Annotated in this window: 21 protein-coding genes; 10 read left to right on the plus strand and 11 right to left on the minus strand. The window is 36.1% G+C overall.

Annotated elements, in window-relative coordinates:
- Positions 1–17 precede the first annotated feature (17 nt).
- Entirely contained in the window at positions 18–890 is an 873-nt protein-coding gene (locus EWM59_RS02225; RefSeq protein ID WP_229239262.1) for an IS982 family transposase, read from the minus strand.
- A gap of 190 nt (positions 891–1,080) precedes the next feature.
- On the opposite strand from EWM59_RS02225, the gene EWM59_RS02230 reads away from it, so the two are divergent.
- Positions 1,081–2,871, plus strand: coding sequence for an ABC transporter ATP-binding protein (locus EWM59_RS02230; RefSeq protein WP_130019324.1), 1,791 nt, complete (start codon positions 1,081–1,083; stop codon positions 2,869–2,871).
- Between the two features lie 49 nt (positions 2,872–2,920).
- Here EWM59_RS02230 and EWM59_RS02235 read toward each other — a convergent pair whose 3' ends face one another.
- From EWM59_RS02235 to EWM59_RS02250, 4 genes are all read right to left on the minus strand, one after another.
- Positions 2,921–4,288, minus strand: coding sequence for a Gfo/Idh/MocA family protein (locus EWM59_RS02235; protein WP_130019325.1), 1,368 nt, complete (start codon positions 4,286–4,288; stop codon positions 2,921–2,923).
- Between the two features lie 280 nt (positions 4,289–4,568).
- Positions 4,569–5,945 carry an HmuY family protein gene (locus tag EWM59_RS02240; RefSeq protein ID WP_130019326.1) on the minus strand — a complete coding sequence of 459 codons (1,377 nt, stop codon included), beginning with the start codon at positions 5,943–5,945 and terminating at the stop codon, positions 4,569–4,571.
- Between the two features lie 36 nt (positions 5,946–5,981).
- Positions 5,982–8,264, minus strand: coding sequence for a TonB-dependent receptor (locus EWM59_RS02245; RefSeq protein WP_130019327.1), 2,283 nt, complete (start codon positions 8,262–8,264; stop codon positions 5,982–5,984).
- Between the two features lie 301 nt (positions 8,265–8,565).
- The gene (locus tag EWM59_RS02250) at positions 8,566–8,958 is read right to left on the minus strand and encodes a hypothetical protein (RefSeq protein ID WP_130019328.1); all 393 of its coding nucleotides are present in this window, start codon (positions 8,956–8,958) and stop codon (positions 8,566–8,568) included.
- A 430-nt stretch (positions 8,959–9,388) separates the two neighbouring features.
- On the opposite strand from EWM59_RS02250, the gene EWM59_RS02255 reads away from it, so the two are divergent.
- Genes EWM59_RS02255 through EWM59_RS02265 form a run of 3 tightly spaced genes read left to right on the plus strand, consistent with a single transcriptional unit; the run spans position 9,389 to position 12,517 of the window.
- A complete protein-coding gene (locus EWM59_RS02255; RefSeq protein ID WP_130019329.1) occupies positions 9,389–10,018 on the plus strand; it encodes an ABC transporter ATP-binding protein in 630 nt (209 codons plus the stop codon).
- Entirely contained in the window at positions 10,015–11,115 is a 1,101-nt protein-coding gene (locus tag EWM59_RS02260) for a hypothetical protein (protein ID WP_130019330.1), read from the plus strand. The genes EWM59_RS02255 and EWM59_RS02260 overlap by 4 nt, the downstream gene beginning before the upstream one ends.
- Positions 11,116–11,119: 4 nt before the next feature.
- Positions 11,120–12,517, plus strand: coding sequence for a TlpA family protein disulfide reductase (locus EWM59_RS02265; RefSeq protein WP_130019331.1), 1,398 nt, complete (start codon positions 11,120–11,122; stop codon positions 12,515–12,517).
- A gap of 10 nt (positions 12,518–12,527) precedes the next feature.
- Here EWM59_RS02265 and EWM59_RS02270 read toward each other — a convergent pair whose 3' ends face one another.
- Both EWM59_RS02270 and EWM59_RS02275 read right to left on the minus strand, forming a co-directional pair.
- Complete coding sequence (locus tag EWM59_RS02270; protein WP_130019332.1) at positions 12,528–13,274, minus strand: LytR/AlgR family response regulator transcription factor; 747 nt, start codon at positions 13,272–13,274, stop codon at positions 12,528–12,530.
- Position 13,275: 1 nt separating this feature from the next.
- Positions 13,276–14,304 (minus strand): sensor histidine kinase, encoded by a 1,029-nt coding sequence (locus EWM59_RS02275; RefSeq protein WP_130019333.1) that lies wholly within the window; start codon positions 14,302–14,304, stop codon positions 13,276–13,278.
- A gap of 239 nt (positions 14,305–14,543) precedes the next feature.
- On the opposite strand from EWM59_RS02275, the gene EWM59_RS02280 reads away from it, so the two are divergent.
- From EWM59_RS02280 to EWM59_RS02295, 4 genes are all read left to right on the plus strand, one after another.
- The gene (locus EWM59_RS02280; RefSeq protein ID WP_130019334.1) at positions 14,544–15,644 is read left to right on the plus strand and encodes a DUF5694 domain-containing protein; all 1,101 of its coding nucleotides are present in this window, start codon (positions 14,544–14,546) and stop codon (positions 15,642–15,644) included.
- A 283-nt stretch (positions 15,645–15,927) separates the two neighbouring features.
- Complete coding sequence (locus tag EWM59_RS02285; RefSeq protein WP_130019335.1) at positions 15,928–16,812, plus strand: YicC/YloC family endoribonuclease; 885 nt, start codon at positions 15,928–15,930, stop codon at positions 16,810–16,812.
- Positions 16,813–16,923: 111 nt separating this feature from the next.
- A complete protein-coding gene (gene eno, locus EWM59_RS02290; RefSeq protein ID WP_130019336.1) occupies positions 16,924–18,201 on the plus strand; it encodes a phosphopyruvate hydratase in 1,278 nt (425 codons plus the stop codon).
- A 334-nt stretch (positions 18,202–18,535) separates the two neighbouring features.
- Positions 18,536–18,859 (plus strand): FtsB family cell division protein, encoded by a 324-nt coding sequence (locus EWM59_RS02295; RefSeq protein ID WP_130019337.1) that lies wholly within the window; start codon positions 18,536–18,538, stop codon positions 18,857–18,859.
- 40 nt (positions 18,860–18,899) lie between these two features.
- Here EWM59_RS02295 and EWM59_RS02300 read toward each other — a convergent pair whose 3' ends face one another.
- The 4 genes from EWM59_RS02300 to EWM59_RS02315 all read right to left on the minus strand — a co-directional run bounded on the left by EWM59_RS02300 (position 18,900) and on the right by EWM59_RS02315 (position 22,943).
- Positions 18,900–20,003: an Mrp/NBP35 family ATP-binding protein gene (locus EWM59_RS02300; RefSeq protein ID WP_130019338.1), complete on the minus strand. Its 1,104-nt coding sequence runs from the start codon at positions 20,001–20,003 to the stop codon at positions 18,900–18,902.
- Positions 20,004–20,067: 64 nt separating this feature from the next.
- The gene (locus EWM59_RS02305) at positions 20,068–20,802 is read right to left on the minus strand and encodes a YqjF family protein (RefSeq protein WP_130019339.1); all 735 of its coding nucleotides are present in this window, start codon (positions 20,800–20,802) and stop codon (positions 20,068–20,070) included.
- 95 nt (positions 20,803–20,897) lie between these two features.
- The gene (locus tag EWM59_RS02310) at positions 20,898–21,878 is read right to left on the minus strand and encodes a GSCFA domain-containing protein (RefSeq protein ID WP_130019340.1); all 981 of its coding nucleotides are present in this window, start codon (positions 21,876–21,878) and stop codon (positions 20,898–20,900) included.
- 408 nt (positions 21,879–22,286) lie between these two features.
- Entirely contained in the window at positions 22,287–22,943 is a 657-nt protein-coding gene (locus EWM59_RS02315; RefSeq protein WP_130019341.1) for a DUF2490 domain-containing protein, read from the minus strand.
- A 352-nt stretch (positions 22,944–23,295) separates the two neighbouring features.
- On the opposite strand from EWM59_RS02315, the gene EWM59_RS02320 reads away from it, so the two are divergent.
- Both EWM59_RS02320 and EWM59_RS02325 read left to right on the plus strand, forming a co-directional pair.
- Positions 23,296–24,399 carry a sensor histidine kinase gene (locus EWM59_RS02320; RefSeq protein WP_130019342.1) on the plus strand — a complete coding sequence of 368 codons (1,104 nt, stop codon included), beginning with the start codon at positions 23,296–23,298 and terminating at the stop codon, positions 24,397–24,399.
- Positions 24,380–25,114, plus strand: a complete 735-nt coding sequence (locus EWM59_RS02325; protein WP_130019343.1) for a LytR/AlgR family response regulator transcription factor — start codon at positions 24,380–24,382, stop codon at positions 25,112–25,114. Before EWM59_RS02320 ends, EWM59_RS02325 begins: the two co-directional genes overlap by 20 nt.
- Positions 25,115–25,195 lie beyond the last annotated feature (81 nt).

The following is a 25,195-nucleotide window of genomic DNA, read 5'->3' on the forward strand; positions in this document are numbered from 1 at the left end:
TAACGTGAATTCGATGTTTATTTAATGATGAAAGTAGCTGGTTTAGTCTCATAAAAGCAATATGCAATTAGTCCACCAAAAGTATGAGCCATAGCATTGATAGGATTTCTATGTCTGGTATGATCTATGTCAAAAACAGTCATTAGAATGTCATTGACAGATTCTATCAAAGCCCGTTTTTTTAGGTTGATTTTGTCTTTTATTTTCATCAGTTTATTTTTCATATTTTTTCTGACTTTAGTAATCAATAAAAGCCCTCTGAGATAGTATTGTTCAAAGAGTTTAGTTAGATATCCTTTATCACCAAAGCATTGTCCTTTTAGACCATCAAACATATAATTCATAAGTCTGTCATCATTATCAGAGATATTGGCTGGTGTAAGGGCGAAATTAATAATTTGACCTAATTCATTGATTATCAGGTGGGTTTTTAGTCCATAGAACCAACCAGTAGAAGATTTTCCACGACCAGCAAACCCTACAAAGACTTTATTTGAATGAATTCGTCTATTATCACAAACGGGCATTTTCTTACTATCAATAAAATAATTACCCGTCCTAATAGAAAACAAAGAAAGGTATTTTAAGAACATTTGTAATCTCAGAGTCTGATAGGGAATTAATTCAATAAAACGATTATATGAAGGTATTTTAGGGAAATCTTTCACTAAAACATTCCTTACTAAATCTTGATAATAGTACTGAAAGCATTTATATCCTGAATAATGATAGAATATAATAAGTGTCAAAATTTCACTATCACTTAAGGTACTTAAGGGTTGGTTTTGGTTTGCAGGTACCCCCCTTTTTGCTAACCAATTATCAAATAATTGACAGAAATCATCGCATCTCACAAAGATTTCAATTAGCTTATTTTCATTATATTGCATAAGAATTGGGGTGATTTTTGAGGTTTATGGACGGGAATTCATAAATTTCTCATTTTTACTCCAATTCTTATTATAACTAATTGAAATACAATATTTTAACCATCGAACTCACGTTATATTTAAGTGAATCCGGTTTTTATTGAGGAAGCAAATTTGCTTTTGAATACTACTATTTCTACCTGACAATTCTATGAACATCTGGAGTATATTTAAGCGTTTACAGCCTTTTGTGAAGCCTTACAGGGGCTTAATTTACTTTGCCTTAATACTTACTTTATTGGGCTCTATTACCGCACAGGTAAACCCCTGGGTATTGCGTTATACGGTTGACACTATTCAAGGCATGTTAGATAAACATCTGACGATTCAACAAGGCTATCCACTACTATTAGAGATTACCTTAATTCTTTGCATTAAAGAAGTAATCAACTCCTTTATCACTTTCGGGCAGAAATTTTATGGTGAAAAAATCAGGATAAATATTTCGAGCGATTTATCGCAGGAGGTAGTTAACAGAATTCTGAGCTATCAGATGGCTTTTTATGCCGACAGCGAAAACCAGAAAGGTAAGCTACAGACACGCATTGACAGGGGCGTTGAAAGCCTCACGAAGCTGGTTCAGAACTTTTTCATTGATATTCTCCCGCTTTTTGCCAACTCAATCATGGCTTTGATAGTGATGTACACTGCCAATGTTTATGTGGGTTTGGTTGCTACGATAATTCTGCCTGTTTATTTCTGGATAAGTTATGTACAGGCTGATAAATTACAGGGAGTGAGAAGAAAACTAAAGTTTCAACGAGAAAATAAGAGTAATGGTATTATTAATCTGATAGAGTCTATTGTCGTAATCAAATCATTTGTAAGAGAAAAATATGAAGAGACTAAGCAATATGGTTTACAAATGAAGTTGATGGACTTGCAGTTGACTACCCGCCGAACCAACTTTTTGTTTGATGCTATCAAGAGTTTTGTAGAGCAGATAGGCGTAGTGTTGATTATTATTCTGACGGCTTATCTGGTTTTAGACCGGCAAATCTCTATTGGGGCTATTATGTTTCATATTATGCTCTTCAATAATGTTTCGGCACCTATCCGCCAGTTGCATCGTATTTATGATGAAATGAACGATGCGCTTACTTATTCAGAAGGTTTTTTTGATATTTTAGATAGTAAGAAAGCTATTGAAAAAACAGGTACTTTTCAGCCGGTCCAAATTAAAGGAGACTATTTATTGAAGAATGTGAATTTCACGTACCCGAATGGAACAAAGGCGTTAAATGATATATCTATTGAAATTGAAAATGGAAAAACAACTGCTTTAGTTGGGCTTTCAGGAGCGGGTAAGAGTACATTGATTAATCTTTTAGTGAAATTTTATGCGCCTGATTCGGGACAAATATTGTTAGATGATATAGATTTAGCAAAATATGATACGCAAGTATTGCGTGATGATATAGGGATGGTTTTACAGAAAAACCATATTTTCAAAGGAAATATTGAAGAGAATATCCGCTATGGCCAGATGACTGCATCTAAGGAAGAAATCATGGAAGCGGCTAAACAGGCTTCTTTGCATGAACAGATTATGGAACTACCCGATAAATATGAATCAGATGCACAACTTTTATCAGGCGGGCAACAACAACGCATAGCTATTGCCCGCTTATTTCTGAAGAATCCACCGATAATTATTTTAGATGAACCCACGGCCAGCCTTGATGCCATTGCTACTGAGCAGATTAAAAATAGTCTGGATGCTATTAAGAAAGGGCGTACGGTAGTGATTATCTCTCATAGCTTATCGCAGATTATTGATTCAGATAAGATTGTTGTGATGAAAAAGGGTAGGATAGTTGAACAAGGAGTTCATCAGGATTTATATGAAAAAAATGGTGTCTATCGGGAAATTTTCGATGCCTCTGCCAGAAGTCTGAATTTAGAAAAAATAGCCAAGACATTTGATATTGACGAACATTAAAAAAGAGGTAAGTTTTGCTTACCTCTCAGTTATAAAGAAATAAAAACTTCTAAACCTTTTTTGGATCCGGGTGAATATAAGGTTTGCGATACGGACGAGCCAAAAGACCATTGGCTTCACGGTCGCCTACTATTTCACGTTTTATGGGGTCATAGACTATCGGGCGGCCTGTTTGCATAGAAATATTAGCTAACAAACAACTGGCTGTTGAGATATGCCCCTGTTCAATGTCAGCTACCGGTCTGCCTTTGTTTTCGATAGCAGCTATAAAATCTAACATGTGCAAGCGTGTAGCCGGAGCTGCATTCAATTCTATTCTTTCTTCTGTCAAATCTTCCGGGTATTTTTCTCTTTCATAGACCACATCCTTATGGATTTTTTCTCCTTTACCCTGTGGGATAAAGTCATAAGCCATTGTACTTGCCCATAATGTGCCTTTTTCGCCATATAAAGTAAACGACCAAGGATAGTCAGGATTGTTTGGTGTACCCCATGTACGGTGTTGCCATACACAGTTTAGTTCTGGATATTCAAAAATAGCCGATTGGGTGTCTTCAATATTCGATTTTCCTTCTTTTTGTACATAAATGCCCCCTGTTGAAGAAATTTTGGTAGGCCAGCCTAATTTCAGCATCCAACGCACGGTGTCAAACATATGGATACACATATCACCCATAATTCCATTGCCATATTCTTTAAATGTACGCCACCAACGGATATGTGGTAAGCCATCATAAGGGCGCATAGGAGCAGGCCCTGTCCACATCTCATAATCTAAAAAATCAGGTACAGCCTGTACAGGAGGATTGCCATTGTTTCTCATATGGAAATAGCAACACATTTCAACATGCGAAACTTTGCCTAACAAGCCCGCATCAACAATGTTCTTTTTGGCATCTATCAGGTGTGGTGTGCTTTTACGTTGAGTACCTACCTGCACTACTTTATTATATTTACGGGCGGCAGCCACCATTGCTTCACCCTCCATTACATCAACACTAATAGGTTTTTGTACATATACATGGGCACCTGCTTTTACAGCATCAATCATATTCAGTGCATGCCAGTGGTCGGGTGTACCTACCAGTACAATATCCAATTGATTATCAGCCAGTAATTTTTTGTAATCGGTATATAATTTGGGTACTTTGCCTGACTTCTGGCGTTGACCTACCAATTTTCCGGCAGCCTCAAGCATATTTTTGTCAACGTCGCAAAGTGCTACTACTTCAACAGGAGCCACTTGAATCAGTCGGAACAAATCACTTTTGCCGTACCAGCCTGTACCAATTAATGCGACACGATAGGCACTTGGTGGATTGATAAGGTCCATGCCTCTTGCACCAAAAGTAGATAAGGCAAGCGAGGCAGACGCCCCTTGCATGAAGCGTCGTCGGTTAATATTAAAGTTATTCATTAGAAATTGAGGGGGTTGACTTTGATGGTTTTAAAATCTACCAATTTTAAGAATTTTTCTTAACACTTTTATGAGTTTCAGCAGATACTTAAAAAAATAATAACAAAATATAGGTTAGAAACCCAAAGCATTCAAGGGTACAGACAGGCTAATATAGACTATTCTACTGTATTCAACGACCAATGGTAAGATTATAGGAAAGATGCCTTGGCATGAGCCAATAAAAAAGGCCATAGAAGCTCTATGACCTTTTCTGCACTGTTTTATTCTAACTCTATTTTTATTTTTTCTTCACTAATTTGTATTCAATTACTGGTTTTCCACGCTCTCCACCGTCAGCTGCAAGACCCATACTTACAAATTTCAATTTATAGATATTGCCAAGTGGGTCTTTGATTACATAGAAACGGTCTTTTCTGATACCTGCTGTAGTACCAGGTGCGGTTGAGCGCCATTTGCTACCAATTGCATCTCTTGTTTTAACAAAAGTAGTAGTAGCAATATTTGCTTCTGCATAGTTGGCATAAGTAACTGTGCTTTCAAGCACTTCGGCTGCTTCTGCTCCGGCAGCATAGTTAAGCAATACGAAATCCTGGAACCAGTATGGTGTAGGAGGTACAGTACCTGCATTTGAAGTGCTGTATCCCCACTGAATATCCCAGTTAACTTTACGTGGCTCTACCTCTGCTGTTTTACCTGTTTCCAAAGACAAGAAAGTAAAGTTTACGTCGGCATTTTTAGCAATGTCAACTGTTTGAATGGTTGTTTCACCAATTCTGGCAAATTGTACTTTGTAACCTTCGCCATTACGGTTTACTTTTACTTTAAACCATTTGCTTTTGGTTTTGCTTCCTTCAAAGCTTACTAAATATACTTTGTTTTGTGCTTCTGTAGCTGAAACTTCTGCAAAAACTGTTTTAGTAAGGTCTCCGTCCCAAGAATCTGCTAAAGCAAGTGTGCCTTCTCCACCCGGTGCGAAATCAAGATTTGGTACTGAAGTAGTATCAGCCAGAGTTACCGCTGCAATATCTGTTTTAGCAGTTGGAGCAGCCGATGATTGGTAGCCCGGATTCAGGATTACTCTGAATTGTCCGCCTTGATAGAAACCTAAGTTCCAGCTTTTTCTGTTGACAGCCGTAGAAGTATTTGCGCTCAAGTCGGCATATACAGCGTTTGTATAGTTCGATTCAGCAGTTTTACCTTCTAATGTCAAGGTACTTCCTGTTGAAGTGATAGCCGCAAAGCTTAATTTCAATTCAGTACTATTGCCAGTTAATACAGGGCTACCTACTGAAGTCATTTTAAGTGTCAGGGTTTCATCACCGTTCAAAAATACATTTGCTTTTTTCTTTACTTTGAAAGACACACCCGATTGTCCGGCAGGGATTGTTACGTTTAATACGTTGTTAACGGCTGCAGGTTCTGTTACGAACTCCTTATCGTAGGTTACTAAATATGGAGTTAATTGAATACTTATAGGAATAGCTACATCAGCAGCCCGACTCAATGAGATTTGAACAGTAGCTTCTTCTCCGTCAATACCTTGTGTAGCAGTGGTAAATCCGGCTAAATTGTCAGGCAATTCTACATCTTCTTTGCATGCTCCCAGCACTACAATACCACATATAATAAGAAATTTGTTGAATAAACGATTCATGGGATTTAAAACTTTGGTTTGTATTAGAAAAAATAATTAATGCTTTGATAATTGTGCGGTCAGCCCCAGAAAATAAGAGCGCCCGTAAGACATAGGCACTGCTCCGCCGCCTGAACTATGCGCACCACCTGAGTCCACGGCGGAATTGTTTACACGCGTTACATTAAACAGGTTTTTAACACCTGCTAACAACGAGAAGTTTTTATAGAAAACTTTATTGAAAGTCAGGTCAGAGGTATGAAAGCCGGAAGTTTCAGCCAATCGTGTCTGCAAGCCTGACTCGGTTGAGATAGCCTGATAGCTTGGTTGTTTACCTGTATATTTATAGAATAAACTGATGCTTGCGGCAATTTTAGGAAATGTGTAACGGACATTGGTATTTATTTCACTTGACCATACAAATTCTGGAAGACTCTCTGTAGTTGAGAAACGATTGAAACGACCTATGTATGAATAGCCTAATGTTGCCTGAAGATTTTCCCAGTATAAGGTATTAGTCCAGGTTGTACCAGTAGTTTTATACAAGTCTACATTCAGATAAGTTGATACTTTGGTATCATTAGGGTCAACACCAATTGAAATCAGGTTATTGAATACATTATAAAAACCGCCCAAGGTAGAGTTCAGACGAAATTTAGGTTTTTCGATTAACTGATAAGATAAAAATGTGTTGAAGCTATTAGAGTTTTCAGCTTTCAGGTTTGTGTTTCCTCTGATAGAGTGGTTGCTGTCGAAGAAAGTGAAATATAACTCACGCAAGGCCGGGGAACGGAAACCTCTTGCATAGGCCATTCTTAAATCAAGACCTTTAGCTAATGTAAATTTGGTATTGATAGATGGAATGACAGGTGGGGCATCGTAAACAGAGTTTTTGATAAATCTTAAACCCGGACGAATGTTTATATTGGTGTTTAGTCTTAATTCGGAAGAAGCAAAATAGGCAAATTCGCTAATGGTTGGTGTGCCTTGAATCCTTGCTCCTGCACTTGAATTGATATTTGCTTCTAACCCATGTTGCAAAGAGATTTTTGAAGAGAACTTATGCTGACTTGTTACCCGTGCAAATGTTGTCTGAAAAATAGCTTTATCCTGTGCGCCTGAGGTCAATGATAATGTTCTTCTGTCTCTTACCAAATCAATATCAGTTGTTTGGGTTTGTCTGCTATAATCGGTGTAAGAAGCCGCTAAATTCAGACTATTTTTAGTATTAAACTGGTATTCGCCCTGTACCTGATGGAACCAGCGATTGGTAATATAGTATTGGTCTGTTGCTGAAAGATTGTTGGTTTGGGTACTGATGTAAGTATTTCCCAGACTTTTCAGTGTTTCGTTTGTGCCATTAAAACGGTACCAGCCATTAAATTTCTGTGTCCGATAAGATATGCCTGCAGTGGTAAGATATTGTTCTTTAGGCATCCATTCTTTAGACCTTCCAGTTGAGAGACCTTGCCAGCCACCAAAGAAATTTCTCGTGAAATTACCGGATAACTGCAAGCCTTTTTTCTGCCATGCCAAGCCTAAAAACTCATTGTGTGTGCCTTCTCCCTGAAAGGCCTGATATTCATTGCCAGCAGTTTCTTCCTGTGCTCTGGCTGTAAGTGTCCAGTTTGCACCTTCTTCACCTTTTTTAGTAATAATATTAATAACTCCTGCCAAGGCATCAGAACCATAAGTTACTGACATAGGCCCTTCTACAATCTCTATTCTATCAATAATATTAATATCAATCTGTCCGATACTTTCACGTGTTGACCCTCTATCGACTAATGGGACACCATCTAATAATACCTTTACATTCTGGCCTGACATGCCCATTAGTTGCACATCAGTAGTACCCAGAGTTAAATCGTTTGAGAAACGCATACCTAATTCTGTATTCAGAACAGTCTGGATATTGGTAGCACCTCGTAATCTGATTTGTTCGTTGGTAATGGTACGTACCTGATAAACAGAGTTTCGAACTGATTGCGGGTCGAACTGTCCAGTAATGACTACGTCTTGTAATTCGTTGTTTTTTTCGTCTAATGTAATTGTACCAAGCCCAACAATTTCTTCTGCTTTTACTTCAATTACTTTCTCAAAAGACTTATAGCCAATGAATTGTATAACCAGTGTTTGTTTGCCGGCCGGAGCCTTGAGTGAAAAACTTCCATCAGCCTGTGTCAACTGACCTAACCGTGTATTTTTGAGTATAACCGATGCACCTGCTACCACGCCATTATTATCAATTACTTTGCCTTCAATTTTTCCTGAACGTTCTTGTGTGTGAGCAGTAATAGCAATGTTGAATATGAATAAGAATAGATAAAGAAACCTCATTCTGTATATTGTTTTTATTTAGACTAAATATAAATAATTATGCAAATGTAATAGTTTATTTAGACTAAATCCAAATAAAAAAATAAAAAATTCCAAATATTGAATTCGTGATTAAAATGTTTAAGATGAGAATGGGTAATGCTTAATCATCGGCAGGTTATTGCAGGTTGCTTGAAAACTGTGATGGTTAGAGGTAGGTACATAAGAAAAACAGCATCGCTCCAGAAAGAAGCGATGCTGTTATGACAAAGGTTTTGTGGGGACTATAAATTATTGGTTGTTTGACTGTAATTCATGGTGATTAACGATTTTGTGCTAATGTTGCACCACGATTAATTTGTGTTTTGATAACAAAACTTTGAGTTGCTTTTTCTGTTGGTGTCTGAACAACGAAAGTGTACTCGCCATCTACTAAATTAGTAAGATTAAATGCTTTTGAATATTGCGCATCACCTGAGGCATATTCGTTGTAGTAAACGGTATTATCCTTATCTACTAAAAATATCTGCGCTTTTTGTTTATTCGGATTTTCGAATGACAATTTGAAACGTAGGCTTCCTAAGTTCTGAACATTTAGATTAGCTACCTTCTCTGCTGCACTTACTTTCCCGTTTGAAGTGCCTTTGTTTGTTTGTGCAAAGCTTGTGCTTGCTGATGTTGCGATGATTGCGATTGCTACAATTAGTGCTTTCATAATTTTCTTTGAATTTTGTTTTCTATTGGAGTAAATACTTAAAAGATTAAACTAAAAAAAGTTATACCATTTATTGCCTCCTCTGAAAACCTTTGTTGATGCAAATTTACGTAACTAATTGAATACAAGTCAATTAATAAATTGTTAATTTCGAAAAGTTGTTTTAATAATATACGTCATTATTAAAATAGTACAATGTTTTAAGGAAAATTGCAAGAGAAAGTTTAAATAATCCTATCAAAAAAGTAGACTAATTTAGGCATCAGAATTTTATTTGGGTAAAAATGATTAAACTGTAGCTATGAATAATACAAAAAGCCAAAAAGCAGTAAAAAATGTGCTTTTTGAGGTCTCTAAGTAAATAAATATTTTATCGGGGATAATTCATAAAAATTTATTTCTTTCGCAGTAAAATTCAGTAATTAAACATATGCTTAATATTCAAAATTTTCTGAAAACTTATAATAACCATAAGATTTTAGAAATTGAAAATCTGCAGATTCCGGAAGGTATCCATTGGTTTAAGGGGATTAATGGCTCAGGGAAGTCAACGCTTTTCAGGTCAATTGCCGGAATAATTCCATTTAAAGGTAATATCTTATTTAACAATACAGACTGTCGGAAAGAGGTAGTAGCTTATCGGTTGCTTGTAAATTTAAGTGAAGCCGAGCCGCTATATCCTGATTATCTGAGTGGATATGATTTATTGAGTTTTATGGCTGAAGCTAAAAAAGCCCGGGATGGACAATTAAAAAAATTAGCAGATAGCCTCGGAGTAAGCCAATACTGGAAATCTCCTATCGGGACTTATTCCAGCGGTATGCAAAAGAAAATATCCTTGCTATCTGCTTTTTTAGGAAGCCCGAAATTAATTATGCTTGATGAACCCCTGATTACGATAGATGACCGAAGTGTGCAAATTGTCTATGAATTGGTAAAGGATTATTACGAAAAACAAGGTGTCAGTTTTCTGTTATCCTCGCATCAGGATTTTCGTTTTGAAAGATTAGCTATTAAAAACATTTATCTGGTTCAGAACCAGACAGTAACTCAGCAATGAAAAGTTTAATCAGGATACTAAATCTGACAATCATTAAAGAATATTACCGCCAGAATGCTGTATTTATTTTTGCTGTAATGATGTTTGCTTTTGGCTTTCTGAGAGCCGTTGAGCATATAACCATTATAAAGCATGCACTTAAATATCCTTCTATATTGGGCTTTTTTTTCTTAGCATGGGCATTGCACGGGCTGAAAGTTACTTTATTTACGCTACGCTTGTTGGAGTCCAAGCAGAATGAATTTCTGTATCATGCAAGGTTATTTCCACCTTTGAAGAGGTTTTGTGCATTTTGCTTGTTACAACTCAGCCTGATTCAACTGACTTTTCTTTATTCGCTGGCTATGATAAAATTCGGTATTGAGGAGGGGAAATTGTTAGAGATTGGGTACATTATAGGGTTTAATGTAGTTTTAATAGTAGTAGGAGCTTTGATTTATGAATACCGCATACAAAGACCTAATGCAGAGCAGGTCAGAAGCAAGCCTATTCAGAAATTGTTTGCGCAATTCCGTACGCCACCTTATCTTTTTTTTGTAAGGTATCTGTTCTCTAAACAACCTGTTTTGCTTTTGCTGACAAAACTTTTCTGCTGTTTGATACTGTTGGGAATTTGTAATTTGTATCCGACAGATGATTATGATGAGCGATTGCTTGCCTTAGGTGGTTTATTTGTAGCGGCGGGTCATACAGTATTCTGTCAGCAATATTTTATTTTTGAGAATAAGTTTATGCTTATTACTAAAAATCTGCCATTGAGTGATTCACAACGGTTAGTACATTATTTATTAGCGTATTTTCTGCTTTTATTACCTGAAATAATTGTATTAGCCAGAAACCTACCCGATACGGTAAGTTATCTGTTTATAGTGTTTCTGATGCTATTTGTTTTATCAATGATATTTCTGAATCATCATGTGCAGTATATCAATAATATTTCGCATGATGCCTTTATGCAAAGGCTTTTTTTTACGGGTATTCTTTTTCTGGTGTTGATAATGTTCAAGATTCCTGTAATTTTGATGGCTCTTATAAATTTTTCAATCGCTGCGTTCGTTTTTAAGAAACATTATTTTTTGTCCGACTTCAATCCATAACACTATGATTCGCATACTTACTACATTATTGTTTATTACTGCCTCTAATTTTGCTTACAGCCAGTTCAGAATATCGGCCGAGATACAGGAACCTACAGAAAAAAGGGCTATTTTAGTACTTCACCGTGATTGGGTTGGTAAAGAAGAAGAGTATGAATTAACTTTAAATAGCGATAATCGCTTTAGTTTTATTACTACTATCAAAGACCTGGCTTATATAGATTTTTATTACGGAGACCAGAGTTTACATTTCTGGATTGTAGAACCCAATGACGAAATCACTATCAAATTTGACCCTAAAAAATTCTGGAGTACTTTACAGGTAGATGGGCAAGGTTCGGAAAAGGGTAAATATTATGCCGAGCATCAGAATAAATTTGAAATAGCAAATGACTGGGAACTACAGGTCGAAAAATGGCGCAAACTGCCACTGAAAGCTTATTTTGAGAAACTTGATGAGGAACAAGCTAAACAGATTGAATTCTTAGAGAACTATCAGAACCTTTCACAGAGTTTTAAAGATACACGCAAGGCAGATATTATAGGTATTATTCAGAACTATAAAGTTGAAGCCTTGTCAGGCGACCAATATACTTCATTATCGCCGGACAGTATCAGGAATAGTTTAAAAATGGGAGATATACCACCAGTAGCGCAGGCGGCTTCTTTAGAGTATGGAAATACTTATCTGAATCTGATAGATTTATTTATTGCTAAAGAGGCGATACGTAGGAAAAAAGAACTGACAGAAGTGGATGAGTATAATTTTATAAAATCGCTTTATACAAAAAAGCAAATCTCTCAGGAGTTGGGGGAGCGTATATTGGGTTTTAAACTTCAGAATGCTATTGAAGCCAACGGAGCAACTTCAAAAATTTTAACTCCTGCTTATGATTATATAGGTTTTGTACAGAACAAAACTTATAAGAATTATATCAATCAATTGATTAGTTTGCAAAGAACTTTGGCGAAAGGGTCGCCAGCCAAAGATTTTTCGCTGCGAGATATAGAGGGTAAGGAAGTTTCGCTGAAAGATTACAAAGGCAAAGTAGTTTATCTTGATTTCTGGGCAAGTTGGTGTGGGCCGTGTATTTATGATATGAAGTTTGCCGAGAAAGTAAAGGAACATTTTAAAAATAAAGAGGTAGTATTTATTCAGATTTCGATTGATAATGAAGCTGAATGGAAAGAAGCAGTGAAAATGTATGATTTGAAAGGTATTAATGTTCGGACGGATGATAATAGTGCTATTGTAAAAAATTATGCCATTTCGGGAGTACCTTCTTATTTTCTGATAGATAAAAGCGGCAATTTTGCGGTAGCAAAAGTAGTTGACCCCAGTGATGAAGAAGGTAAAACACTTATCTCACAAATTGAAGAGGTATTAGCCAGAAACGAATAGGATAACTCTTTTAATGGCTACCTATTAATCTGATAAAATCTTTGTAATAGCTTTCTCCAACAGGAATAGTAGCACGGCCGATAAATATTCGTTGGCGCTCAATTGAATTGATTTTTTCTAAGGAAATGATATAAGATTTATGTACTCTTACAAAGCGATTGGCAGGTAATAATTCTTCCATTTTCTTCATGGTTTGCAAGGTCAGAATTCTTTCGTCTACGGTATAAATGGAAACATAATCTTTTAACCCTTCTATGTAAAGAATAGATGAGAGGTTAAGTTTGATGATTTTGTATTCAGTTTTTACGAAGATAAAATCTAATTGTTGTTCAGAGACAGGGGCTTTGTTCTCAATAGGTTCAGGTATCTGTAGTATGGAATGATTAACAGGTATATGCTGAAGTCGGCCACTGACTTTTTGAACGGCTTTCAGAAATCTTTCGAACGAAATAGGTTTCAGTAAGTAGTCAATTACATCTAACTCATATCCATCCATAGCATATTCAGAATAGGCCGTCGTCAGGATTGCCTTGCATTTGCCATTTACTACCCTTAAAAACTGAATGCCTGTCAGGCTTGGCATCTGAATGTCCACAAAAACCAAATCAACTTTTCCTTGTTGTATCAGACTTAGGGCTTCAAGTGGATCGGTACAGGCATCTACCAGGGTTAAAGAAGGGAGTTGGTTAATGTATTTTACCAGAATATCTAATGCCAGAGGTTCATCATCTACTGCCAGACATCGTATTTTCTCCATATTATAATATCAAATTTAGTTCAGACGAATATTTATTGCCATCGTTTTGTATTTCTAAGTGATGGTTTTTAGGATAAATCAGGTTCAGTCTTTTTTTGATGTTTTCAAGACCAACACCCCCATATCTATCTTTATTCTGGTTCGTTAGCTGGTTCTTTACTGTAAAAATCAGATTATTCTGATTTAACAATAATTGAATTGAAAGGGGATGATTTATATCTTGCACATTCCCATGCTTAAATGCATTCTCCACAAAAGGAATCAACATCAGAGGTGCTATTCTCTGCGAAGATACGTCACCTATTACTTCAAAATCAACATAAGTTTGTCCTGAGTATCGTATCTTCTGCAATTCTATAAAATTATTCAGATAAGTTAATTCCGTATAAAGACTCACTTTCTCCTGATTTGACTCATACAGCATATAGCGCATTAACTCAGAGAGTTTCATAATCGCCTCCGGAGTTTTAGACGATTGATTGAGTGCTAACGAATAAATATTATTAAGCGTATTGAATAGAAAATGTGGATTTAACTGATTTTTCAGAAATGCATTCTCTGCATTCAGTTTTTCGGTAAGTAAAGCAGTTTTTTCTTTTTCGTTGGCGAAGAAATCTTCAATCATTTTTAAAAAGAAAGCATTGAATGAAAAAGTAATGACATTATAGGTACTATCAGTAATGTAATAAGGAAAATATCTTGATTCTTCTGAGTAATTATGATAACCGAATAAATGCCAGAAAAGAATCTCTTCAATCAAATAACGCAGAGCCACATAAATGAAGCAGACTGCTACAAAACCTAAAGCGAGATTGAGGTATTGTTTAGAAGAAAAGTAGCGGTTAAGAATAAAAAGTATTAAATAAGAGATAAGTATAGTGAAGAAAATAGTAGTCCAGTAAAATGGGTTCTGGTATCTTTCCCAAGAGAACTGATAGTTTTTATCTCCAATCAGGCTTAATATATCTCCTTTGAAGTAGAGAAACAGCCAGAAAATAATATGAAGCAGATTACGCTGACGCTTATTCATAAGAATATTGTTGAAATTGGCGTTGAAAGTACTTGTTCTCTATCATATCTCAAACAGATACCGACAAACACCGATAAAACACCGTCAAACACTCTTCTGAACCGACGAAGTCCATAAAGTCTATTAGTCGAGCGATTATCGTGTTAGACGGTGAAAAAGACTTCTATGACGATTGGAAACGATTTGTTATTGATGGCTCTTCTACTTTTGAGTATCATAATCAAAAACCATACTCACATATGAAAAAGCTGTTATTTATTCTATTGATTAATCTATCAGGTTTCGCACTTTTTGCTCAAAGACCTACGCAAGATTTAGAAGTACTCATGATTGGTGCATCGCACCAGTATGACCCTGAACCCAAACAAGATATGAGCGGAGTACATGCCAGAATCAGAGCATTTAAACCGGATGCAGTTTTTGGGGAATGGCTGTCGCCGGAAGATGAAAAAGCTATAAAAACCTATTGGAACAAAGCAGGCGTATTAAAGCGTCTGGAACGTCTGAAACAAAAAAACAACATCAACGAGAAGGATTTACCTGCTGCGATTGCTCGTTATGAAAAAACTTTAGATAAAAGCCCTGAGGATATGAAAAACAGGATAGACCTGGCAGTAGCCTATTATCTGAGTTATGATGCAGGCAATGGGTATTATCAGATGTGGCATATTGCCAAGCATCTGCAGAAAAACCCGAAAGATACCAGTGTATTTAACTATGCCCGTAAGAAGTTCTTTACCGCCTCGGTTGATTCTTTACACGAAGCAATTAACCCTTATATAGATGATGAGTACGATTATGTGGCTCATCCTATGATGGTAGAGTTGGGTATGAAGAAAATTTATCCGATGGATTCGCAACGCTGGGATAATGAATGGAGTGAAGCATGGAGTAAGGCTGATTCAGTTTTTTATGCCCGGTTGAATGAGTTGAAAAAAGATTCATTATCGGCCGAAGGAAAGAGAGCCAGAGAAATTTCGGGAATTGTAAAAAATAGAATGGATTACCTCATTAAAGATGCGATTCAAACTTATGGCAATAACCATCATACTGAAGGCATGAATGGCCCGGAAATGACAGAATGGCTTTTCAGAATTAATTTCTATTCCAACGAATATCAGGAACTCTCTATTTTTCCGGCTGATTTGTATGGATGGATGTTACATTGGTGGTGGCACAGAAATAACGATATGTGTAATAATACCATTGAACGTGCCAAAGCGAACGGCTTTAAAAAGGTGATGATTGTGGTAGGAGCAAATCATGCCGCTATCATGACTAAAATATTCAGAGAGAAAGGGGTGAAAGTAGTGAGTATATTAGATGCACCTCTTAAATAATTCAGTAGGCACTACAAGGAGATTATCTGAAATGAATTAAAACCATTATTGATACTTGTTATCGGTTTAGGTAAGGCAAACCTGTTTTGAATATGGTTTGCCTTTTCTTTTAAATTCTGCTTATAACCTAAGATATTCGATAGAAAAAGTAGAGGATAGGATTGGTAGTTAAGGCAATACCTGTTATCTAAATAATTTTAATAAGAATTTTAGTTTTTAACCATCAAATACTCCCTTTTTTTAGCGTTCTTTGTAACAATTTATAGGATGTAAAACTTTTTGTATGCTACACTCAATGACTGGTTTTGGCTCGGCGACTATCGAGAACTCCAAAATCTCTGTAACTGTCGAAATAAAATCGCTCAATTCAAAATTTTTTGATATCTATTGCCGAATCCCAAGAGGTTATTCAGAACGTGAAGTTGAAATCAGAAATATACTTACTCAAGAGTTAGAAAGGGGTAAGGTAGAGTTTATGATGTCTATCACACCCAAAGATGAAGCTGCGGCATCGACTGCGGTTAACCGGGCATTGGTAAAAGCCTATTTCAAAGATTTAAAAGAAACTTCTCTTGAACTTGGATTTGAACCGAGTCCTACCGAAATACTACGAATGGCAACCATGATGCCGAATGCGTTTAATACTGATGGGTTAAGTGAAACTGATGCACAGGAAGAGTGGGACCTGATAAAAAATGCAGTTACTGTAGCTATTTCGAAATGCAAGGATTTTCGCTTGCAGGAAGGAAAAAATACTGAGTTGAAATTCAGAGAGTATATCGAAAATATTGAAGCGTTACTGGCACAAGTTGAAGAACAAGCACCTAAGCGTATTCCGCTCGTACGTGAGCGGATTGAGAAAGCTGTATCGGAATGGATACAGAATGAAAACTTTGACAAAAACCGATTTGAGCAGGAATTAATCTATTATGTAGAGAAATTTGATATTTCGGAAGAAAAAGTACGCTTGAAAAACCACCTCGAATACTTTATTAAAGAGTTAAAGACGGCTTCTAATGGCAAGCGTCTGAACTTTATTGCGCAGGAAATTGGCCGTGAAGTAAATACTATCGGCTCTAAAGCGAATGACTCGATTATTCAGCGACTGGTTGTTCAGATGAAAGACGAATTGGAAAAGATAAAAGAACAAACAATGAATATTGTTTAAAATATCTTTATTTTTGCTCCAGATTATCTGCGCCAAATCAGGCAAGAAACCACCTTATTTTTATATTTCTTATATTTATTACCAATAACTCTAAATTTTAATTTCTGAATTATGAGCCAAATTGTTAGAGTACACGCCAGACAAATTCTTGATTCAAGAGGAAATCCTACTGTAGAAGTAGATATCCTAACCGATAACGGTTATTTGGGACGTGCCGCTGTACCTTCAGGTGCCTCAACAGGTGCACACGAAGCAGTTGAATTACGAGATGATGATCCTAAAACTTACGTGGGTAAGGGTGTAACAAAAGCCGTTGCTAACGTAAATAATACAATAGCGCCTGAAATTCTGGGAGCAAATGTTTTCGAGCAAGGATTGATTGACAAAATCATGATTGACCTTGATGGCACGCCAAACAAAGGTAACTTGGGAGCTAATGCTATTTTGGGAGTTTCGTTGGCAGTAGCTAAAGCGGCTGCTTTTGAAGCTGGTTTGTCTTTGTTCCGCTATTTAGGCGGTGTGAATGCCAATACCTTACCTGTACCAATGATGAACATCCTGAATGGAGGATCTCATGCAGATAACTCAATTGACTTCCAGGAGTTTATGGTAATGCCTGCTAAAGCAGACTCTTTCTCTCAGGCTCTTCAAATGGGTACAGAGATTTTCCATAATCTGAAAAAAGTTTTAAAATCGAAAGGTTATTCTACAAACGTAGGTGATGAAGGTGGTTTTGCACCAAACATCAAATCGAACGAAGAGGCTATCGAAATCGTATTGCAATCAATTGAGAAAGCAGGTTTCAAACCGGGCGAAGATGTGTTTATTGCTATGGATGCTGCTGCTTCTGAGTTTTACAATGCAGAAACGGGCTTGTATACCTTCAAAAAATCAGATGGCAAACAATTAAATTCGTCTGAAATGGCCGGATATTGGGAAAGTTGGGTAAATAAATATCCGATTATTTCAATCGAAGATGGTATGGCTGAAGATGATTGGGGTGGATGGGCAGAACAAACCAGATTGATTGGTGACAAATGCCAGTTAGTAGGTGATGACCTTTTCGTAACCAACGTAACACGTTTACAAGAAGGTATCGACAAAGGAATTGCGAATGCTATATTGGTAAAAGTAAACCAGATTGGTTCTTTAACTGAAACTATCAATGCGGTTAATTTAGCACATAGAAACAAATATAAGAGCATTATGTCGCACCGTTCAGGTGAAACAGAAGACTCTACTATTGCTGACTTGGCAGTAGCTTTGAACACAGGCCAAATCAAAACAGGTTCGGCTTCTCGTTCAGACCGTATGGCTAAATACAACCAATTGCTTCGTATTGAAGAAGAATTAGGTGAAATGGCCTACTTCCCAGGTTTAAAATTCTAATACCTGTTATATAGCAGGCAAAAGCACCAGACAATAAAATTGTTTCGGTGCTTTTTGTTTTTTTGCACCAAATTTATAGTTTTGAGGTTAAGAAACTATTTGAATCAATCTTGTTTCATCCAAAATGATTATTTTTTATAAATACTGCGTTACTAAAATCCTCATTTAGCTCTGCTAAATTCCGGTTTTAGTGCCTTGTCTTTACAAAAAATACTCTATTTTGTTCTGAAAAAGCTGATTCAAATAATTTCTAATTCGTGCTTTTAACAATTCCTAATTAAAACCTTTGGGCTAAACTATTTGTTTATTCAAAGATGCCAAGCTTTATAAGTCTATGAAAATTTACGTCCCTGCTTTTCTGCACAAGTACCGTTTTTATGTACTCACTACGGTAGTTCTACTGGTCTGGATAGCTTTTTTCGACGGTAGCAATCTTATTTCCCAATTTCGACTCTGGCAAAAATACCGAGAACTCGAAGATGAGAAAGAATACTATGTTGAGGCCCTGAAAAAAGTGAAGTATGAAGAAAAAGAGGTAATGGGCAATGCCGATGCTATGGAAAAATTTGCCCGTGAGAAATACCTCATGAAAAAGACCGGAGAAACTGTTTTTGTGATAGTTGATGAAAATAATCAATCTGTCGAAAAAGAAGAGTAAACAAAAAGCCTTCAGGTTTATGTCTGAAGGCTTTCATTTTTTATCTTACCTCAACTCTCGCAGTTCGCTGGCCCGAAGCATTGCGGATAGCTACCTGTTGGGCTAATGCCTCTGCTGTAGATTTAAAAGCTTCGCTGGTAATTGGCTCGTCATCCATCATAATCGGCCGCCCTTCATCGCCACCTTCTCTTATGCTTTGAACGATTGGAATTTGTCCTAATAAAGGCACATTATATTTTTCTGCCATTTCTTTCCCTCCATCTTTCCCAAACAGAAAATATTTATTATCCGGCAATTCGGCAGGGGTGAAGTAGGCCATATTTTCTACAATACCAAGAATCGGTACGTTGATTTGTGGTTGGCGGAACATGGAAATACCTTTGTTCACGTCGGCGAGTGCTACTTTTTGAGGAGTAGTAACCACTACGGCTCCGGTGAGCGGAACTGTTTGTACTAAAGTTAAATGTATATCACTAGTGCCCGGGGGTAAATCAATCAGAATATAATCTAATTCTCCCCAGTCAACATCTCCAAAAAACTGGCGCAATGCCTGGCTTGCCATCGGACCACGCCATACCACGGCACTGTCTGGCGGAGTTAAAAAGCCGATTGAAATCATTTTTATGCCATATTGCATAATAGGCGAAATCATGTTTTTGCCATTTTTCTGCGAAATTAGAGGCTGCATAGTTTCAGCCCCAAACATTAATGGGATAGAAGGCCCTGAAATATCGGCATCAATAATGCCTACCTTAGCTCCTGATTTCTTTAAAGCCATCGCTAAGTTGACCGTAACCGTTGATTTGCCTACGCCACCTTTACCTGATGAAATAGCAATAATATTTTTAACACCTTCCAGCATTGGCGCATTACTTCGGATAGAAGTAACGTCAGCCGTCATATTAATGGTTACCTGTATATCTTTGCTAAGCAGATTATGAATGGCATCTATACAATTTTTTCTGATGAGTTCCTTTAACGGGCAGGCAGGAGTGGTTAAAACTACAGTAAATGTAACCTGATTGACGCCGACCACAATGTCGCGAATCATGTTAAGGGTTACGAGGTCTTTTTTTAAATCCGGCTCTTCAACCGTACTTAATGCTTGTAATATTTTTTCTTTGGTGATAGTAAATTCTCCCATGCAATGGTAATTAATTCGTAAATACTTTTGTCGTACCTCTCCAATCAACAAGGAAAGTAGATTTTTAGTTTATTGTTTTTCCTTTCAAGACAGCTATTTCAGAACCCTCGGCAAGTAAAACAGAAGCAGGAATGGTGTTCTTTAAAAAAGCAAAATCATCGCCATAAAGTTCACTGAAATTACATTGTATCTCATAGTCTGTAACGGGGTAGACATTCCAGCGAGGGTGTGTTACTTCATATTCATTGGTTTTTTTATCCGAATATCTGGCGTAACCCCAATAATGCTCAGTAATAAATTCTTCTTCACTATCAGGCAGAATGGCATGAGACTGATTACTGGCAGTAGCCTGTAAATGATTCCATCCACTTTTTGATTTCCAGGAATACTTCACAAATAACTGTGAGTCGCTTTCGGTAATTTCGTGTTTGCAGGCATGGGTGGCATAATTTTCATTATAAACTGTATTAGCCACCAATGTAATCATCATTTTAGGGACAATCTCTTTGATAAAAACTACCCCTCTTTTCCAGTTACCATTATCGTTGTAACGTACATAAAAACGAAGATTCACTTCTTCGAAATTGACATGAAACGGGAATTTAATACCTAATACTTTGGTCTCTACAAAAAGAAAACCTACTAAACTCACGTAGCATCTATTATTCCATATATCCAGTTCGGTTTTATAAGGCAGGTATTTTTGCAGAATCTCCGGTGAAACCTCATAGTTGGCCATGAGAAGTTTTCTCCATTGAGCATCTAAAAAAGTAGTTTTTCCGGAAGGTTTCTCTTGCATTGCCAGGATTGAGGATAGGTTAATACAAAAACTGACATAACTTGCTTACAAAGGTAAGCAGGCTTATGTCAGTTTTGATAATATTTTTATTAAAATTATGCTGCTACCAGTTGTGAAAGTACTTTTTCTTTCTCGCTCGATACATCAAATTTTTCACTAAAGCCATCTAATTTAGCCAGTAACTCAGTCAGGAATTTCTGATGAGCAGGCGTATCTGTCTGAATAGGGCGATGATTCAACGACATTTTTACTTTATACCATTCTTTCAGAAAGCTACTCAGGTCTTCGGTAAAATATGTTTCAGAGAATTTTTCAAATATATATTTTTCTGCCTGTTCGTTCGGATGAATCATGTCAGCTTTATAGAAACGATAATCCCGTAAGTCGTCCATCATTATTTCATAGCTTGGGAAATAATGTACATCGGCAAAATCTTGCTCAATATGATAGCAGGCAGTACGAAGAATACTTTTACTCACTGAATTTAATTGTAAGGTTTCACGGGTGTGCCTTACAGGGCTTACAGTCAGCAAAATTTTTATTTTATTGTTGTGCATTTTCAATAACTCATACATAGAGCGAAAACGCAGCGTAATATCTTTAATACTCAAAATCTCTTTTTTGAAATTAGCTGCCGGAGCTTTATGACAATTGGCGACTGCCAGACCATTTTCTTTTAACTGATGAACAATGGATGTGCCCAGTGTGATGATTAAGAAATTGGCTTTTCTTAAAAACTGCTGTGCTTTTTTGTTGGTTTGGTTCAACAAATCTTCTAATTCTTCTCTTGAATTAGCATAGAATTTTGAATGATAGTCGTAGTGTTGCCAGATACCTGAATTTTCTACCATGAGGTGTTTATAAACAGGCTGACTCTGCAGGCTATTACTTACCAACTTGAAAATGGAAGAAGGGTTAAAAACAGTCCCGTAGGGATTACATAAGCATTGAATCTTATTATCAGCTAATTGACTTCCAATAACCTCGGAGAAACAAGAACCAACGGTCATTATTCTGGAGTCAGTGCCGATACGGAAGCGAGAAGGACTCACTTCAATTTCAGTACGGAATTCCATTTCTTTATACTTTATTAGGGGTTAGTTTTAGGGACAGTTAAGTATTTGATAATCAACTATTTGCGAAAGTAGATTTTTCAATTGATTCTCGCAAACTTTTTCTGAAAAAAAGATTAAAATTAATATTATGGAGAATATTCCTGTAACTAATATGTATATACTCAGAAACTATTGTATTATTTATATGATAATCTTATTGTATCAGAACCATCCTCAGTCAATTACTTTACCTCTGTACCAAACCACCTCTTTTATTAATAGATACTTTTTTAAATAGCGAATTTTCACTACTGTTTATTGTACAAAACTTTTAATTCTTTGATAATTAATTTCTGATTACCAATTGGCTGCATAACGATAAAGCCATAGAAATCATTCTATGGCTTTATATATGGTCTTTATGAAATACTATAATTTCAGTTTATAAGTAAGCTGAATTGTAAAATCATCTAATTCGGTATCGGCAAATTCATGAGATATAAAACCGCCTAAAGTAATGGTATTTTTTTTATTGATTTTAAAGTCAACATCTGCTTTATACCTTACTTCATCAAAGGCTTCTCCCATTCTATAAAATAAATCGGCTGATAGGGCAGGTGTAAATTTGGTTTTATTAGGGTAAGAAAGCTCTATTCTGTTTCTCAGATAACTCTTGTCATTTTCAAGTGTACCGTTATCATCTTTAAACTGGTTCTGATAACGCAGGCGATAGGCAAATTTCAGAAAAGCTATTTTGTGGTCATAATTGAGGTTGGCATAAAAACGATGATAAGATTTAAAAACGTAGGCTTCATCACCGTTATCGTATTTTCTGCGACTTATATACCGATAAAATGCGCTGACCTCCCAATGTTTATTGAATTTATAACCGGCACCTAATTCTCCAATGTATGACCCTGTTGTACTCAGGTTATTGGTTATTCTCCATTGGGCATCAGCTTCAAGAAATATTTTCTTGGTAATACTTTTGCTTACATTTATCCCTGTCCAAAGATTTGTATTTCTTTCCTGAGATAATCCGGCTACTGGTATAATAAAGAGAATTATTAAAAAGTGTTTTTTCATTGATGATTTTGTTGGTATAAGGGTAATAAGTGTTTAATGTATAGCAATAATAAAGCCTTGTTTGTCCGAGTAAATTAGTATCTAAAATCAAGAGCTAACCATTTTTTTAGTGGTATTTAAGGTTCTTTTATTCACAAAGACGACGAATACATTATAATGGTAACAAAGTGTAGAAAATTTACGTAAATGTGTAGAGGTTAACAATAAAAATTATAAATCTTTATTAAAAACAATCCTGCCTGATTATCTACACAATTATACAGATTATATACAGACTGACGTTTCTGCGGTTTTAGCTATATCAATCTGTAGCAATTTATGGTTTGGTACTTATTACCTTAAACTCCCTTTAATGAATTTTCTGAAACGCTACTCTATCTGGCTCCACCTTATTGGTTGGATAGTTTTTATAATCATGCCTTTTCTGACAGTTCCCAACGGCAATTTCAATGCCTTTCGTCAGGCTAATTTTCCATCATTTCTGATTTCACAAGTAATCAATGATGTTGTTCTGATAGCTATCTTCTATTTTAATCTTAATTTTCTGACACCCAACCTGTTTATTAAGAAGGACACAACAGCCTTTATTCTATATCTGGCAGGTATATTTATATTAATGCTGCTACTCAATAAATTTACTTTCGACACTTTTGTAAAACCTGATTTTCAAAGATTTTCAAGAACTGATATACCAGAGTTCAGGAGTAGAGAAGTGCCAACATTTTTTTTTATTCCATTACCTTTTTTTTTCAGAACTACTATCTCATTTTCTTTGGTGATATTAGCCAGTTCATTAGTAGCCCTAATAAAACAACACGGTATTCATAAAGAAGAAAAACAGCAAATGGCCTTAGAAAAAACTGCTGCCGAATTAGCTGTATTAAAATTACAAATCAGTCCGCACTTTTTATTCAATACGCTCAATAATATTCGTTGGTTGGCCAGACAAAAATCTGAAGAAACAGAAGATTCAGTTGTGAAATTGTCTCAATTGCTCAGATATATGATTTATCAGGCCAGACATGACAGAGTATCGTTGGAACAGGAAATCAATTATTTGCAGAACTATATTGAATTGCAGAAAATGAGGCTTTCTGAAAAAAATGAAGTAAGGTTCATATATGAGGGAGCTATTAAAAACTGGAGTATTGAGCCATTACTGTTTATTCCATTTGTAGAAAATGCTTTTAAATACGGTTTGCACAGCCAACATGAAAGCCTTATAGAAATTATTCTGAAAGTTAATGCTAATAAACTCAACCTATTTGTGAAGAATCCCGTCTTTGATAATAGTTTTCCCTCAGATATTGAAGATTCAGGTATTGGTATTCAGAATGTAGAAAAGCGTTTAATGCTACATTATCCGGCCAGGCATGAATTAAATATTGTGAATATAGAAGGGTATTTTAGTATTGATTTAACCATACTTCTCTCAGATGCTGAACCAGCTCAATAAAGAAAAAATCAGGTGTATAGCCATTGACGATGAACCCTTTGCGTTGCAAATCATAGTAGATGATATTCGAAAAGTGCCATTCCTTGAGTTAATTAATGTATTTTCAAATGCTTTAGATGCCGAGCTGTTTCTGAAAGAAAATGCGGTTGATTTGATTTTTCTTGATATTCAGATGCCCACGCTTACTGGCATTCAATTGTTAAAAAGACTTGAACTATCACCTATGGTGATTTTTACGACAGCCTACGAACAGTATGCACTTGAAGGATATGATCTGAATGTTTTGGACTACTTATTGAAACCTGTACCGTTTGAGCGTTTTTTAAGAGCTGCAAACCGTGCATTTGAATTGCATTTGCTAAAAGTAAAAGATGAATTGCCAGAAGTGCTTGATGAACGTTTATTCTTCTTTATTCACTCTGAATACAAGCAGATAAAACTATTTTATGATGATATTTTATATATTGAAGGACTGAAAGACTATGTAAAAATATTCATTAAAAATAATCCAAAGCCTATATTAACCCGTATGAATCTAAAAGCAATAGATAGTAAATTGATGAATACTCAATTTTGTCGGGTGCATCAATCGTATATTGTTGCTTTAAATAAAATTACCTCTTTTCAAAAGACCAAATTATTGATTGCTCAACAGGAGATTCCGATAGGCAGAAGTTTTTTAGACACATTCAGAGCAAAATACCAACAGGTTTAAGCAAACCGGCTTATATAATCTACACAAATCTTTTAAATCTCTACACTCTGCAAAAGGCAGGCATCTGAAATCAGAGTGGTT

This window comes from Emticicia agri (assembly GCF_004168285.1).
Taxonomy (GTDB): Bacteria; Bacteroidota; Bacteroidia; order Cytophagales; family Spirosomataceae; genus Emticicia; species Emticicia agri.

Bases quoted from the DNA above. Each gene is read 5' to 3' on its own strand.
- EWM59_RS02225 (WP_229239262.1), bottom strand. From the start codon at position 890: ATGCAATATAATGAAAATAAGCTAATTGAAATCTTTGTGAGATGCGAT.
- EWM59_RS02230 (WP_130019324.1), top strand. From the start codon at position 1,081: ATGAACATCTGGAGTATATTTAAGCGTTTACAGCCTTTTGTGAAGCCT.
- EWM59_RS02235 (WP_130019325.1), bottom strand. From the start codon at position 4,288: ATGAATAACTTTAATATTAACCGACGACGCTTCATGCAAGGGGCGTCT.
- EWM59_RS02240 (WP_130019326.1), bottom strand. From the start codon at position 5,945: ATGAATCGTTTATTCAACAAATTTCTTATTATATGTGGTATTGTAGTG.
- EWM59_RS02245 (WP_130019327.1), bottom strand. From the start codon at position 8,264: ATGAGGTTTCTTTATCTATTCTTATTCATATTCAACATTGCTATTACT.
- EWM59_RS02250 (WP_130019328.1), bottom strand. From the start codon at position 8,958: ATGAAAGCACTAATTGTAGCAATCGCAATCATCGCAACATCAGCAAGC.
- EWM59_RS02255 (WP_130019329.1), top strand. From the start codon at position 9,389: ATGCTTAATATTCAAAATTTTCTGAAAACTTATAATAACCATAAGATT.
- EWM59_RS02260 (WP_130019330.1), top strand. From the start codon at position 10,015: ATGAAAAGTTTAATCAGGATACTAAATCTGACAATCATTAAAGAATAT.
- EWM59_RS02265 (WP_130019331.1), top strand. From the start codon at position 11,120: ATGATTCGCATACTTACTACATTATTGTTTATTACTGCCTCTAATTTT.
- EWM59_RS02270 (WP_130019332.1), bottom strand. From the start codon at position 13,274: ATGGAGAAAATACGATGTCTGGCAGTAGATGATGAACCTCTGGCATTA.
- EWM59_RS02275 (WP_130019333.1), bottom strand. From the start codon at position 14,304: ATGAATAAGCGTCAGCGTAATCTGCTTCATATTATTTTCTGGCTGTTT.
- EWM59_RS02280 (WP_130019334.1), top strand. From the start codon at position 14,544: ATGAAAAAGCTGTTATTTATTCTATTGATTAATCTATCAGGTTTCGCA.
- EWM59_RS02285 (WP_130019335.1), top strand. From the start codon at position 15,928: ATGCTACACTCAATGACTGGTTTTGGCTCGGCGACTATCGAGAACTCC.
- eno (WP_130019336.1), top strand. From the start codon at position 16,924: ATGAGCCAAATTGTTAGAGTACACGCCAGACAAATTCTTGATTCAAGA.
- EWM59_RS02295 (WP_130019337.1), top strand. From the start codon at position 18,536: ATGAAAATTTACGTCCCTGCTTTTCTGCACAAGTACCGTTTTTATGTA.
- EWM59_RS02300 (WP_130019338.1), bottom strand. From the start codon at position 20,003: ATGGGAGAATTTACTATCACCAAAGAAAAAATATTACAAGCATTAAGT.
- EWM59_RS02305 (WP_130019339.1), bottom strand. From the start codon at position 20,802: ATGCAAGAGAAACCTTCCGGAAAAACTACTTTTTTAGATGCTCAATGG.
- EWM59_RS02310 (WP_130019340.1), bottom strand. From the start codon at position 21,878: ATGGAATTCCGTACTGAAATTGAAGTGAGTCCTTCTCGCTTCCGTATC.
- EWM59_RS02315 (WP_130019341.1), bottom strand. From the start codon at position 22,943: ATGAAAAAACACTTTTTAATAATTCTCTTTATTATACCAGTAGCCGGA.
- EWM59_RS02320 (WP_130019342.1), top strand. From the start codon at position 23,296: ATGAATTTTCTGAAACGCTACTCTATCTGGCTCCACCTTATTGGTTGG.
- EWM59_RS02325 (WP_130019343.1), top strand. From the start codon at position 24,380: ATGCTGAACCAGCTCAATAAAGAAAAAATCAGGTGTATAGCCATTGAC.